At 31.3% G+C, this 14,608-nt stretch carries 13 protein-coding genes; 12 read left to right on the top strand and 1 reads right to left on the bottom strand.

The annotated features are described in order from the left end of the window. Nucleotides 1-137: 137 nt before the first annotated feature. The 7 genes from infB to EW093_RS16830 are packed head-to-tail and all read left to right on the top strand — an operon-like array spanning nucleotide 138 to nucleotide 6,227. Nucleotides 138-2,624, top strand: a complete 2,487-nt coding sequence (gene infB / locus EW093_RS16860) for a translation initiation factor IF-2 (protein WP_246745053.1) — start codon at nucleotides 138-140, stop codon at nucleotides 2,622-2,624. Continuing rightward, on the top strand, nucleotides 2,617-2,976 hold the full coding sequence (gene rbfA, locus EW093_RS16855; RefSeq protein WP_149569513.1) for a 30S ribosome-binding factor RbfA: 360 nt from the start codon (nucleotides 2,617-2,619) through the stop codon (nucleotides 2,974-2,976). The genes infB and rbfA overlap by 8 nt, the downstream gene beginning before the upstream one ends. Continuing rightward, entirely contained in the window at nucleotides 2,948-3,844 is an 897-nt protein-coding gene (gene truB, locus EW093_RS16850) for a tRNA pseudouridine(55) synthase TruB (protein ID WP_149569512.1), read from the top strand. The genes rbfA and truB overlap by 29 nt, the downstream gene beginning before the upstream one ends. After that, on the top strand, nucleotides 3,841-5,028 hold the full coding sequence (locus EW093_RS16845) for an OmpA family protein (protein ID WP_149569511.1): 1,188 nt from the start codon (nucleotides 3,841-3,843) through the stop codon (nucleotides 5,026-5,028). The genes truB and EW093_RS16845 overlap by 4 nt, the downstream gene beginning before the upstream one ends. A 25-nt stretch (nucleotides 5,029-5,053) precedes the next feature. After that, nucleotides 5,054-5,575, top strand: a complete 522-nt coding sequence (gene lspA / locus EW093_RS16840) for a signal peptidase II (RefSeq protein WP_149569510.1) — start codon at nucleotides 5,054-5,056, stop codon at nucleotides 5,573-5,575. After that, nucleotides 5,547-5,861, top strand: a complete 315-nt coding sequence (locus tag EW093_RS16835; RefSeq protein WP_149569509.1) for an MGMT family protein — start codon at nucleotides 5,547-5,549, stop codon at nucleotides 5,859-5,861. The genes lspA and EW093_RS16835 overlap by 29 nt, the downstream gene beginning before the upstream one ends. Before the next feature lie 9 nt (nucleotides 5,862-5,870). Then, nucleotides 5,871-6,227 (top strand): diacylglycerol kinase family protein, encoded by a 357-nt coding sequence (locus tag EW093_RS16830; protein ID WP_149569508.1) that lies wholly within the window; start codon nucleotides 5,871-5,873, stop codon nucleotides 6,225-6,227. On the opposite strand, the gene EW093_RS16825 is transcribed toward EW093_RS16830, so the two are convergent. After that, nucleotides 6,222-7,829, bottom strand: a complete 1,608-nt coding sequence (locus EW093_RS16825; RefSeq protein ID WP_149569507.1) for a SulP family inorganic anion transporter — start codon at nucleotides 7,827-7,829, stop codon at nucleotides 6,222-6,224. The two genes, EW093_RS16830 and EW093_RS16825, sit on opposite strands and share 6 nt — an antisense overlap. Nucleotides 7,830-7,958: 129 nt before the next feature. Between EW093_RS16825 and EW093_RS16820 the strand changes: the two genes are divergently transcribed. From EW093_RS16820 to EW093_RS16800, 5 genes are read left to right on the top strand one after another with little or no spacing between them, the layout of a single operon-like run. After that, nucleotides 7,959-8,717, top strand: coding sequence for a hypothetical protein (locus tag EW093_RS16820; protein ID WP_149569506.1), 759 nt, complete (start codon nucleotides 7,959-7,961; stop codon nucleotides 8,715-8,717). A 40-nt stretch (nucleotides 8,718-8,757) separates the two neighbouring features. After that, on the top strand, nucleotides 8,758-10,704 hold the full coding sequence (locus EW093_RS16815; protein ID WP_149569505.1) for an adenylate/guanylate cyclase domain-containing protein: 1,947 nt from the start codon (nucleotides 8,758-8,760) through the stop codon (nucleotides 10,702-10,704). Continuing rightward, complete coding sequence (locus EW093_RS16810; RefSeq protein ID WP_149569504.1) at nucleotides 10,701-12,662, top strand: adenylate/guanylate cyclase domain-containing protein; 1,962 nt, start codon at nucleotides 10,701-10,703, stop codon at nucleotides 12,660-12,662. The genes EW093_RS16815 and EW093_RS16810 overlap by 4 nt, the downstream gene beginning before the upstream one ends. Nucleotides 12,663-12,710: 48 nt before the next feature. Continuing rightward, a complete protein-coding gene (locus EW093_RS16805) occupies nucleotides 12,711-13,064 on the top strand; it encodes a hypothetical protein (RefSeq protein ID WP_149569503.1) in 354 nt (117 codons plus the stop codon). 50 nt (nucleotides 13,065-13,114) lie between these two features. Further along, nucleotides 13,115-14,560, top strand: a complete 1,446-nt coding sequence (locus EW093_RS16800; RefSeq protein WP_149569502.1) for a bacteriohemerythrin — start codon at nucleotides 13,115-13,117, stop codon at nucleotides 14,558-14,560. Nucleotides 14,561-14,608: the final 48 nt, after the last annotated feature.

The raw sequence follows: 14,608 nt of genomic DNA, 5'->3' as shown, positions 1-14,608 counted from the left end.
ATGAGTGAAGATAATAAAGAAAAAAACATGCAGAGATAATAAAACATAGAAGTGAAACTCCCTTAGAAAACAAAAGCGAAAAGAAAAAAGTAGTTGTTGTTAGAAGGAAAAGTCCTTCAAAACCCCATCCAAAGGTTGTGGTTAAAGCTAAATCTAGTGATAGTGCAGATGGAAATCCAGTAAGAAAATCTGGGTCATTTTCACCTTCTAGACCAACATCACCAAGACAATCAGGATCATTTAGTCCTGATAGAAGACCTTCCGGTCCTAGACAGAGTGGAAGTTTTGAGAGAAGACCTGAATCCAATAGTGGAGGATATCAAGGTAACAGACCTCAAGGTGGTGGATACCAGGGTAACAGACCTCAAGGTGGTGGATACCAGGGTAACAGACCTCAAGGTGGTGGATACCAGGGTAACAGACCCCAAGGTGGCGGATACCAGGGTAACAGACCTCAAGGTGGTGGATACCAGGGTAACAGACCTCAAGGTGGTGGATACCAGGGTAACAGACCTCAAGGTGGTGGATACCAGGGTAACAGACCCCAAGGTGGTGGATACCAGGGAAACAGACCCCAAGGTGGTGGATACCAGGGAAACAGACCCCAAGGTGGTGGATACCAGGGTAACAGACCCCAAGGTGGCGGTTTTAATCGTGGCCCAGGGCAAGGTGGTGGTTTTAATCGAGGTGGTGGTAGTAGACCCGCTGAAAAAGAGTCGGCTCCAGTAACTAAGGCAGCACCTAAGAAATTTTTTAAAGCAAAGAAAAAGACCTCTTATGATAAAAAGAAAAGAGCTAATCAAGAGAAAGCATATAACTATGTGAAAAAAACTGTAAATAATACAAATCCAATACCTAAATCTATTGATATTATGGAAGTTATTACAGTTTCAGAGCTGGCTAGAAAAATGAATCTAAAAGCATCAGACTTAATTGGAAAATTAATGGGTATGGGTATGATGGTTACAATTAACCAACAGATAGATTCAGAGACAGCGACTCTGCTAGCAGAAGAGTATGGTTGTAATGTTAATATTGTATCACTCTATGATGAGACCATTATTGAGGGTGATAGTGATGATGGTGCAGACCTTAAGTCTAGACCTCCAATTGTAACAGTTATGGGGCATGTAGATCATGGAAAGACTAAACTACTAGATACAATCAGAAGCGCATCTGTAGCTGCAGGTGAGTCAGGTGGGATAACCCAACATATTGGTGCTTATACAACAGTAACACCTAAGGGTAGAATAACATTTTTAGATACACCTGGTCATGAAGCCTTTACTCTTATGAGAGCAAGGGGAGCACAAGTAACTGATATTGTTATATTAGTAGTTGCTGCTAATGATGGTGTTATGCCACAGACTAGAGAAGCGATTTTACATGCAAAAGAGGCTAAATGTCCAATAATTGTAGCTGTAAATAAGTGTGATCTTCCTGATGCAAATCCAGAAAGAGTTATGCAGCAGTTAGCCGAGCATGAAATTATGTCTGAGTCATGGGGTGGTACTAACCAGTTTGTACAGATCTCTGCACTTAAAGGTGAAGGTATTGATGACCTATTAGATGCTGTAATGTTAGAATCTGAAATGTTAGAATTAGATGCTAACTATGACTGTAAAGCTGAAGGTAAAGTTATTGAGTCAAAAGTTGATCAGGGTCGAGGTGTAGTTTCTACAATATTAGTTCAACGGGGTACATTAAAAGTTGGTGATCCATTTGTAGCAGGAGTTTACTCTGGTAAAATTAGGGCTATGTTTGATGATAGAGGAAATAGAGTTACAGAAGCTCTTCCTTCCACACCAGTTGAGGTTCTAGGTATGTCAGGTGTTCCAAACTCTGGAGACCCTTTCCAAGTAACTGAAAGTGAAAAAGTTTCAAGACAATTTGGTGAAAAACGACTAGAACTTAAGAAAGTTGAAAGTGCTAGAAATGTTAAGAAAATTACCCTTGATAACCTATTCGATTCTATATCGGACGGATCAGTTCAAGAGTTAAAAGTTATTATTAGAGGTGATGTACACGGTTCTGTCGAGGCATTAACAGCATCTTTAGAGAAACTTAGTACAGCTGAAATTAGACTTAATGTAATTGAAGCATCTACAGGAGCAATTACAGAGAACAATGTTATGTTTGCTGCTGCTTCAAGTGCAATTATTGTTGGTTTCCATGTTAGACCTACAGCAAAAGCACAAGTAATTGCTGATAAAGAGAAAGTTGAAATTAAGAAGTATAATATTATCTACGACTGTGTAGAAGATATTAGAAATGCTATGGAAGGTATGTTAGCTCCAGAACTTAAAGAAGAGATTGTAGGATCTGTTGAAATTAGGGATGTATTTAAAGTTCCTAAACTTGGTTTTGTTGCTGGTTGTTATGTTACAGACGGTTATATTAAACGTGGTAGTACAATAAACCTTTATAGAGATGACGTTATGACACATAGTGGTCCTGTTGGTTCCCTTAAGCGTTTTAAAGACGATGTTAAGGAAGTTAAAAAAGGATTTGAGTGTGGTGTTGGTCTAGAATCATTTACCGATGTAAAAGTAGGAGATATCCTAGAAGTTATTGAAGTAAGAGAGATAGCAAGAAAACTTGGAGATAGTTTAAAGAGTGAGTGATGTTAGAATACGTCGTGTTGAGAGTTTAATACGAGACGAAATAAGTACAATGATTATGAAGGGGATAATAAAACATCCTAATGTGAATACTTTAGTATCCATATCTAAAGTTGTAGTCTCTAAAGATTTGTCACATGCAAAACTATATGTATCATCATTTGAAAGCCACAATAAAGCAATAAAAGCTGTAAGTGGCTTAAATAGAGCTGCTGGATTTATCCAGGGAGTTCTTGGGAAAAAGTTACATATGCGAACTATTCCTAAACTTAATTTTATTTTTGATGATTCAATTGAACATGGATTTGAAGTAAATAAAATAATTGATGAAGTTGTTACAGATCATGAGTCATGATGGAATGATATTACTAAAGAAGCCTGAGGGAGTAACATCCTTTCAGGCTCTTGGTATATTAAAAAAAAAGTTAAATACTAAAAAAGTTGGTCATACAGGAACTCTAGATAAGTTTGCAACAGGTCTTTTGGTTATTTTAACCGGAAAAATGACTAAATTTGCACCTTATATAACAGGAATGGATAAGACCTATCTGGCCACTTTTACATTTGGGACTTCTACTACAACACTGGACCCTGAGGGTGATTTTATAGGTGAGAAACCTATCCCGTCTATAGATCAGATTAAAAAAGAGATTAATAAGAGTTTTAAAGGAACTATTTCACAAATACCACCAGACTTTTCTGCAGTTCATATTAATGGTAGTAGAGCGTATCAATTAAAACTAAAGGGTGAGGAAGTAAAAATTCCACCAAGAGAGATTACAATAAACGATTTTAATATAATAAATTGGAATGGTAGAGATTTAGATGTAGAAATATCTTGTTCTAAGGGAACATATATTCGATCTCTAGCTCGTGATCTTGGAGTAAATAGTGGCTCACTAGCCTATGTAACTAAATTAGAGAGAACAAAGGTAGGTCCATTTTCCATAGATGACTCTGTAACTGGAGATCTATTTGAAAGTAGAAATTTAGTAAGTCCATATAATTTAATTACAGATCTAGGTCGACAGGTATCATATATTTCTGATAATGCAGCTAAAGATATAAGAAATGGAAAACATATGAGAGACTCTTTTTATTTAGATAGTGGAGAAAAGTTTAAATCAGGAGATGTAGCACTCTTTACTAAAGATAAAAATTTTGTAGCTATGATTAACGTAGATAATGGGAAAACATCATATCTTTTTGTGAGTAATAGATGAAAATTCGACTTCTTATTATCTACTTTGTAATTACAAATACTATTTTTAGTATCGATTTACATTATAGATTTGATGAGAGTTATCGAATTGAATCCACTGTTTACCAAAATGTTCTTTTTAATAATAGAATTGAATTAAGTAGTATTATTCTTAATAAATATAGCGTTAATATAATATCTAGTGATAAAGAGAGTGCAAAATTATTACTGAATCAACACGTCTTCCAAGAGTCTAAAGGGTTGAAAAGTGTTTACTATACAACACATACTAAAGAGTCTGGAGAGATAATACAGTTCCTAGATGGTGAAATTAATAGTCTTTCTTCTAACTCGTTTCCCGCGGTTAAAGGAGTCCCTGTCTTCCCTAAAAGAGATCTTAAAGTTGGAGATAGTTGGACATCAAATGGTATAGAGTACTTTAATTTAAAAAACGGTTTTAATATTGATGATACAATATTTGCTGAATTTAGAGTTTTTTATAATTTAAGAGAGTTAACTAAGATTGATAATAAAAATATGGCAATAATAGATATAAATTACAATATTTTTAAAAAAATTACTCCATACCTAGAGTGGGGAGACTTTTATCCCATAAAGATATCTAGCAGTTCCAAGCAGATTCTATATTGGGATTTAGACTTGGGAAGGCCGTACAGTGTAGACGATACTTACGTTCTGGATTTTTATACTTCAACCGGTGATAAATATACTTTTAAAGGAACAACTAAGTCAAAGAGCTGGCCTAAAAATAACTTAGATAAAAGTGAGTTTACAAATTTATTTACTGAACTTAAAACAACTCCACAAACTACCGTTACAGAGGAAGATGATTTTATAAGAATTACATTTAACTCATTACTTTTTGATCCTGAGTCTTGGAATCTAAGAGAGAGTGTAAAAAAGTACCTTAATAGAATTGGAGAAACATTAAAAGAACAGGGCGACATAAATATAAGAGTATTAGGACATACGGCACTCTTTGGCAAGATAGACCAAGAGTATCTTAATACTCTATCAACTAATAGAGCTAGATCTGTTGCAGATTATCTAGTAGAGAATAACTATATTGATTCAGAGAGTATCGAGATACAAGGATTAGCCGGGGATATTCCTGTTGATACAAATAGTACCCCTGAGGGGCGAAGTAATAATAGAAGGGTAGAGATAGACATCCTTAGAAACTAAATATATAATCATCAAGAGGTTTTTTATGACAAAAAAAGGAATTAATTCAGTATTGATAGTAGTGGTTATCTTTAACCTTGCTATCGATCAAATATCAAAATATTTTGCACGTATATATATACAGGGACAGGGTATAATTAATGTAATAGGTGACTTTTTCATACTTACTTATGCTGAAAATAGTGGTGCATTTCTAGGGCTAGGATCAAATTTACCCCAACCCCTAAAGACATTTGTTTTGGTTTTATTCCCACTAATAGCAATAATAGCTGGGATATTGTACTTGATATTAGGAAAAAATGTCTCTTTTAAGCAGTCTATAGCCATTGCATGTATTATTGGTGGTGGAATTGGAAATGTGTATGATAGAGCAATACACTTAGGTGCTGTAACAGACTTTTTAAATTTTGGGATTGGTAATATTAGAACTGGAATCCTTAATATTGCAGATCTATCTATTACTTTTGGAGCGATATTTCTTTTTATATTTCAGTACATAGAGGAACAGAAGTTAAAGAATGACGGAACTAACCAAAAGAATAGTTGATATTATTAAAAATATACCTAAGGGGAGTGTTGTAACCTATGGAACTATTGCAAATATTGCAGGAAATAGTCGAGGTGCTAGAGCTGTATCATGGGTTCTTAAAACACAAACAAATAGATATAATCTCCCATGGTTTAGAGTTGTAAACAGAGAGGGTAAAATATCAATAAAGGATTACAACACCTACAACGAACAAAAAGCTCTCCTACTAGCAGAAGGTATTAAATTCGATAAAGATGATAAAATAGACTTAGATCTATTTGCCTTTACGTATTTAAAGGAATAGAGTGTTTATATGCATAGAATAAATAGTGTTTTATTTAAATTTAAGTGTGCCTTTAAAGGTTTATTTATAGCTTTTACATCGGATAATAGTTTTAAAATACATTTTGCTGCAACAATCTCAGTTATTTTTTCAGCTATTTTATTAGAGTTTAGTAAAAGTGACTGGATGATTATAATTCTTCTTATTGGACTAGTTTTAGTTGCTGAACTGTTTAATACTGCTATTGAGTTTTTAGTAAAACTCTTTACTGATGATTACCATGAACTTGCCGAAAAGATTTTAGACATAAGTGCGGGTGCTGTTTTATTATCAGTAATAATCTCCATTATAATAGCAGTATTTATTTATTTACCCTATCTGTTATAGAAGTTTAACTAGATCATCAAACCTATAAAAAATATTTTCTGTCTTAATTATACTGTTTTCACAGCTATTTTTAATACTCTCTGTAACATCACAAATAAAAATTGTTTTATTATCTTTTTCTAACCTTGTAATAATATCCTTTAGATTGTGAAGACCTGTACCATCAATAAAAGGAACATGTCTCATTCGTAAAATTATTCTAGAGTAGTTTATACCACTATTTTTTAATACTTCTATATACTCTTTAATCGTTGCAAAAAAGAGGGGACCACTAATTTCATAAACAATTACATCACTAGGGAGATTTTTATATGTATCAATATCATCACAATCCCTATCCTTTAATTCTATATTCCATGAGTCAGTCATTCTTTTTAAAAATATAAATGCAGATAGAACAACACCAACTTCAATTGCAACTGTCAGATCAAAGAAAAGTGTCAAGAAAAATGTTGTTAAAAGTATAACTGAGTCAAATTTCGAGCCCTTTAATATGGATAAAAAGGTTCTCCACTCACTCATATTATATGATACAACAATTAATACTCCAGCTAATGTCGCCATGGGGATAAGTTTTGCCCACTTACCAAGAAAAACCATAATAAATAGTAGAGTAATAGAGTGTATTATACCGGCTATTGGTGTACGACCTCCATTTTTAACATTTGTTGCTGTTCTAGCAATAGCTCCAGTTGCAGGGATTCCTCCAAAAAAAGGTGTTACTATGTTTGCTATTCCCTGGGCTATTAACTCTGTATTTGACCTATGATTCCCTCCAATCATACCATCTGCAACAACTGCAGATAATAAAGACTCTATTGCACCCAGAATAGCTATAGTAAAGGCAGGTTTTATATATATATGTAACATATCCCAACTAAATTGAGGTCTAATAAACTCTATATTATTAGGTATTGAACCAAAAAAAGTCTCTATAGTACTAACAGGTATTTTAAAAAGACTTACAACAGATGTTAAAAATATTATTGAAATAAAGGATCCTGGAATTTTTTTTACATACCTGGATGAACATACTGTTATTATGATTGTCAGTATTGTAATTGTTACAGAATAGATGTTTATAGATTTAATATTATTAAAATAAACAACCCATTTACCTAGAAAATCTGATGGAACACTATTTATGTTTAAACCTAATGCATCTTTTATCTGGGTTGAAAAGATAATTATTGCAATTGCTGTAGTAAAACCAACAACAAGTGGGTGTGGGATATATTTTATTAGATCTCCTAATTTAAAAACCCCCATAATAAGAAGAATAACTCCAGCAAAAATTGTGGAAATAATTAGTCCATTAATACCGTAGGTCTCTACAATACCATAAACAATAACAATAAATGCTCCAGTTGGCCCCCCAATTTGAACCCTACTTCCCCCTAATAATGATATTATAAAACCGGAAATTACTGCAGTTATAATACCCTTTTCAGGAGAGACACCAGATGCAACAGCAAACGCTATAGCTAGGGGCAGGGCGACTATTCCAACAACTACACCAGAAAGAATATCTGATACTACTTGATCTTTAGTAAATCCTCTTTTAAGCAGAGTAAAAAATTTTGGTTTAAACATGTTATTCATTTATCATCCTTATTAGTTTAAAAATGATATAAAGGAATAAGAATCTAATCAATACTTTTTTATTTATAAAAAAATTGACAACTGTTAATCCCCTAGTCAATAATTCTAAATATTATAAAAGGAGAAAATATGAATATAAAAAGAAAAAATTTAATTATTATAGGGATAATGTTTATACTGTTTGGGTCCTATGTATCCCTTGATTGGTCAAGACTCTTTCTAATTAATAGTAATACAATTAGGTATATAGACTCATTTAGAGTTGTAAAGTTCTTAAAATTAACTGTATCATTTTTATGTCTACTATTAGCTTTTACTACATATAACTGCTCTATTACTAAAACAGACTCTAAGAGAATTAGAGTTGCATTTATAGCCATATTTTTAGGAGATCTATCATTTACAACAGGTCATACAACCCTTGGAATTGTTACATTTGCCATTGGTCAACTTCTCATCTCTTTTAGAAATTCCAATGGAATTAAAAAATACTTTAACTCTAAAAGTTTTCTTAAAGATAAACTCTATATATCGATAATTTTGATCACTCTTCTAATAATAGATATCTTTTTATTAAAAATAGTTTTTTACAGTAATATCGATAATCAAATGGTAATGTGGGGGTTTACACTCTACTCATTAGTCCTTTGTTTATCTGTATTTATCTCTTGGTTGTCAATTAAAATAGGTTATTTTCCAAAAGTAAACTCAATTATGATACTAGTTGGGATGTCTTTTTTCTTCTTATGCGATTTTACAGTAGGTTATGGAATATTAGCAGATAATATTATTTTTAAAGAGATTGCAACAAGTTCAACATGGATTTTTTACACTCCGGCATTAATACTTTTATCAACAAGTTCCTATGACTACAATAAATGTAAATAAAAACTTGTTCATACTCATAAATATTATATAATAATTGTGAATGAAAAAACAAATACTGTTAATTATCTACCTAATAATCCTACTTGGCGGACTCTCCTCTAGGGTTGTTAATGGTAGTATAGACTTAACAAGTGCTCAGATAGATAAAAATAAACCTATTCCCCTATCTGGAAATTGGTTTATAACTACAGAAGATAGCTCATCAAAATACTCTAAAGTTCCTGGTCAATGGAAGGAAGATACTAATCGTGTAAAATATCGATTAAATATTTTAAGCGAGGATAGAGAGAACTTTTTACTTACTCCAAAACAGGTAAATTCCCAATATACTCTCTATCTAAACGGAGTTAAAATCTGGTTTGAAGACCAATATCGAGTAAACTATATTCCTATTACTCTAAAAAAAGGGTTAAACATATTAGAATTAGATATTATTAATAAAAATGATCCTGTGGGTGGAATTCGGAATACTCCATTTATTGGTAGTAGTTACTCTATGTTAAAAATGCATGAGGAGAACTTTATAAGGGACTCCTTTTTCTCCGGAGCCTCCCTAATTATATCCATATTTTTCCTTATACTATTTTTCAATAGTAAGACAGATAGGTACAATTTATACTTCTCTCTACTATGTTTAGCCCTTACAATTAGAGGTTTAGTTATAAATGAGAAATTAATCTTCTATCTATTACCAGAAATAAGTGGATATTTAGTACAAAAACTTGAGTATATATGTGTTTACTCTCTCCCATGTCTATTTATTCTATTTGTTAAGAACTATTTTACATATAATCCACATAAAAAGTTATTGAATTTAATCTCTTTAGTAACAGGACTCTTTCCTATAATAGCAATCTTTTTTCCGGGAAGCATATATAAATATATTTTGTTTCCATATTTCGTAACTGGTGCTATCACAATATTCTTTGTAATAATTTTATTGATAATCTATGTAAGGATGAAGTTAAAAGACTCGTTTAAATTATTAATTTCCCTGATTTTTATCAGTACCGGTGCATTCTATGATATAAGCCTAGTACTTTTTAATACAAAAGAGAGACATATTATGTCTATAACTCTTATGCTTTTTATACTTTTTATGCTTTATAATATCTTTAGAAATGAGATACTTAATATTGAAAAAAATAAAGTACTAACCCAAGAGAATATAAAAATAAATAAATACCTATATAAGTTTGTTCCTATCTCTTTTTTTAAAACAGTTGGTTTAGGTGATCTTCTTACAATAAAAAAGGGAGATGGGGTAGAGAAAAAAATGACAATAATCTTTGCAACTATTGTGGACTTTCAAAAATACGTAAGAGTTAATAGTGCAGAGTATAGTATAGATCTTTTAAATAGGTATTACGCTATAACCTCTCCCATAATTAAAAAACATAATGGATTTATAGATAAATTTATTGATGAAACTATGATGGCGCTCTTTCCAGGCTCACCTGAAGATGGAATTAATGCAATGATAGAGATAAATAAAGCTATTATAGATTTTAATAAAACTAATAAGGGACAAAATCCTATAGTTGTTAGAGCAGGAATACATTTAGGAAATCAATATATTGGTATTGTAGGGGATAATAAAAGAGTAGATGCCACAGTAATCTCCAGTGTTGTAAATACTGCAAGTAGGATAAGCTCATTTACAAATAAAATAGATAAAAATATATTAATTAGCGAAAGTGTTTATAACGAGATTAAAAATAAATCTATATATAATTTAATGTTTATGGGACGGGTAAAACTTAAAGGTAAGATAAAATACATAGGTATATACTCTGTTAATACCAGTGAACCAACAGAGGCTGATAAACTATTTAGTTTAACAATGCAAAAGCTTAATTATAGTCCTCTATATGAATTAGAAGGTGTTCTAACAAGAATTAAATCACTGTATAAATATCACACTCCCACCAACTACTATCTCGGACTTATCTACCAAAATAAAAAGCTTGAGGATAATGAGAAGTGAAAAAAGTATTATTAACTTTAACTCTATTAAGCCTATTTTTATCATGTAGTAATATTGATCCATATACAGTAAGTAAAGATGATATTACACTATATAAAAATGTTTTTGTAAAAAGTGATAACATAAATCTAGAAGGGATAAAAGGTGTAAATCTTAAAGAGTATAATAACAGTATAAAATATGGAACTCTCTTTATAGAGCTAAATCTAGTTAAAGGAAAATCCTACGCCATTTATACATCGGGCTTTTCTACAGCATCTAAAATTTGGATAGACAATAATGTTTATAAGAGTTCAGGGATTATATCTAAGGTAAAGACTAACTATAAACCTAAAATTGAAGAGGGCATAATCTTCTTTACCCCGAAGGAGAGTTTTACACATATCTTTATCGAATTTAGTAATTATATAAATATGGATAGGTCTCTATATAAATGGATCTTAATAGGAGAGAGTAGGAATATTCAAAGAATCTATACAAAAAATAGAAGTCTTGACTATCTAATTATTGGATCTCTATTTATATGCTCTATACTCTTTTTTTTACTTTCCATAGTTAATATCAAAAATAGATATAATATATTTATAACACTTTTTACAATAACAAATGCTAGTAGGCTATTCTTTTTAAACTCAAATTCAAATATTTTTTTATCAAATTTCAGCTGGGCTTTAAGTTATAGAATTATAGGTATTAGTGAAATTTATGGAATAGTTTTTATACTTCTTTTTTTAAGATATCTCTACCCCTATGAATTCTCGAATTTTACATCTAAGATGATAATATATCTAATGGTTTTTGTTTCTATATTTTTCTTGCTTCCATTTAAGATAACTAATTTTATCAGTATTGGCCTATTACAACACTATATTGTTTATATATCAGCTTTATACTTAAACTTAAGACTATTTCAGGCTCTTTTTAATAAAAGAAACTTGTCCTTAGCACTTCTTCTTTCAGTAAATTTATACTTTTTATCTATAATTTTAGGTTACCAGGATCACATAAGTTATAATCTACTAGGATCCTATGTTGTTCTTTTTAGTTTAATTGTAATATTTATATTCATAGCTCAAGAAAGTAAAAAACTCCAAGAGTACATCCGTATTAAACAGTTAAAAAATAGGAATATTCGAGACGCTTTTACTAAGTTTGTCCCATTGGATATATTAAATGATATAGGAAATACTCTATTAGAGGATAGACCACCTGGAGACTCAGTAATAAAGATTGCCACAATGATGTTTATAGATATAAGAGGTTTTACTCAGTTAACTGAAGGATTATCATCCCAGGAGAGCTTTAACCTAATCAATCGCTTTTATGAAATTATAGGAAAGCAGGTAGATCAGTTTAACGGTTATGTTGAATCCTACGGTGGAGATGGAGTAAAAGTCATATTTAAAAACTCTCCAGATGATGCAATTAATGCAGGTAGATCTATAAGTGATATTGTATTAAATAGTATAAAACTGGATATTGGATTATCAATACATTTTGGCCAGATAGTTCTTGGGACTATAGGTTCAGAAAATAGGATACAGGCTACTGCCATATCAAGTGTAACTAGAATATTAAATAAAATTGATCACTTCCAGTCCCTTTTTAATGTCGAGATGATTATTACAGAAAAATCATTAACTCTATCATCATTAAAACTAAATGAGGTAGTCTGTCTAGGTACAGTTTTACTACAAGATGAAGAAGAGCCTATTAAACTTTATCAAATTCTATCTAATAAGTGTAACTATGATAAGCTCTTTTTAGATGCATTTAGAAGTGCCATTAAATATATTGATCAGAAACAGTTTGTAAAATCTCTTAACTATTTTAAGTTAGCAAATATGTATAAATACGATAGCATCTTAACCCAATTATATATAAAACAATTAGAGGAATTTATTAAGATGGATCATCTTTACTTTGTATTGGATATCAATAAAGATAATCAATCTTAAAGGTTCGTTTTTACTAGACCTTTTTCATATTCTGTATATAATTATATTATGAAAATAAAATTTAAAATATTAGGGTATACGCTTTTTACTTTTATAGTTGTTATAGTATTAAACTTTGTTACCAATATTAGTTTAACTAAGATAACTTTTGTTATGTCACAATTAAATCTTGGGGCTAAGGAAAAGCAGATAATAGAACAGATAGTTGGGCAGATAACTAAGGCTCAGGGAACTATTTTTCTTATTGGTTTAGTTGGATCTTTAATTGTCCTTATAGTAGGGATTATAAATTATCTCGGTATTAATCGTTCAATAAAAGAAGTTACAGATAAGTTTAAAGTTTTAAAAAGTGATAATGATGGATTATCATCAAAACTAGTTGTTTCAAAAAGAGTGAACTAAGTATTATATCCTCAGGATTTAACTCTTTTATAGAAAATCTAAGATCTTCAGTGGCAAATATTGCAGAAGTTGTTCAAAAGAACAGAGTCTTAAGTCTTCACTTAAACAAGTCCTCTAAGGATAGTACCTATGCAATAAAAAATATTAATGAAGAGATCTGTGATCTTAAAAATAACAGTGCAGAGTTATTAGATGCTGTTAGTAATGCATCATCATCTGTAGAGAATATTCTATCTGCAGTTAACCAGTTAACCATAGAGGTTGAAACTCAGTTTAAAGCTATAGAGCAGTCTAGTGCATCGACTGAAGAGATTATGGGATCAATTTCCAATGTAGCAAAAATTAGTGAGGGAAGATTATCAACTATGGATACTCTAACATCCCTTATTAATAATGGTGGTCAAAAAGTTGAAAATACAAACCATTTTATTCAGGAGATTCTATCTAAAGCAGAAGATATGATGAGTATGGTTGATATTATCAATAATATCGCTTCCCAAACAAATCTACTGGCTATGAATGCTTCAATAGAGGCAGCCCATGCTGGTGATGCAGGAAAGGGATTCTCAGTTGTAGCCCACGAGATTAGGAATCTTGCAGAAGAGACAGGATCAAATGCGGGAAGAATAGGGGAGAGCTTAAAAGAGACTAGGGATAAGATTTATCTCGCATCTGAAGCTGGTAATGAGAGTCAAAAGAGTTTTAAAGTTATAAGACACGAAGTTGATTTATTTGCATCATCTCTAAAAGAGGTCTCACTATCCATGAATGAGTTATCTATAGCAAGTAATGAGATTCTAGAATCAGTATCAACATTAGTTTCAACTAGTAATTCAGTTAAAGATGCTACGGATAATATATCCAATGGTTCAGGGGTTATAAGCAGCTCGATAAAGCAGGTTAATATATCTTCCCATAAAACAGATGAGGTCATCTCAAATGTTTCATCTTTAACAGAGGAGTTAAACTCCATATCACTAATGGTTTCAGCATTTGGGAATCAGAATAAGTATAATAATAGTCTTTTATATTTAGAGACTAAAAACTTAAATACTGGTGTTGATGTTAAAGAGAAGGATATTACAGCAGAGATAGACTGGTCTGATCTACTATCTGTAGATGTAAAAGATATGGATGATGAACATAAAGAGTTATTTAAAAGAATTAACTCCCTCTTAGTAGCAATGTTAGATCGTAACAAAAAATACAACTTAATTGAGATTAGTAACTATTTAAGTGATTATATAGATTACCACTTTAGGGATGAAGAGAAGTTACTTGAAAAACATAAATATCCTAAACTTGACCAACATAAAAAGCTTCATAAAAAGTATGAAGATGACTTTAGAGATATCCAGGAGAGAATTAAAAATGGAGATTATGAAGCTTTAATCCTAATAGATATCCAGGATAAAGTTGTTACATGGTTAATAGAGCATATTGCTACTGTAGATAAAGAGTATGGTAGATATTTAGCAGAAAACAATTTAATTTAATAAGGAAGCCTCTACTGGGGGCTTTTTTTTATATATGACTTTTGATAT

This window comes from Thiospirochaeta perfilievii, assembly GCF_008329945.1.
In the GTDB taxonomy this organism is placed as follows: domain Bacteria; phylum Spirochaetota; class Spirochaetia; order DSM-2461; family DSM-2461; genus Thiospirochaeta; species Thiospirochaeta perfilievii.
The sequence above is the reverse complement of the archived record's forward strand: the minus strand, read 5'-3'. Positions and strand labels throughout refer to the sequence as shown.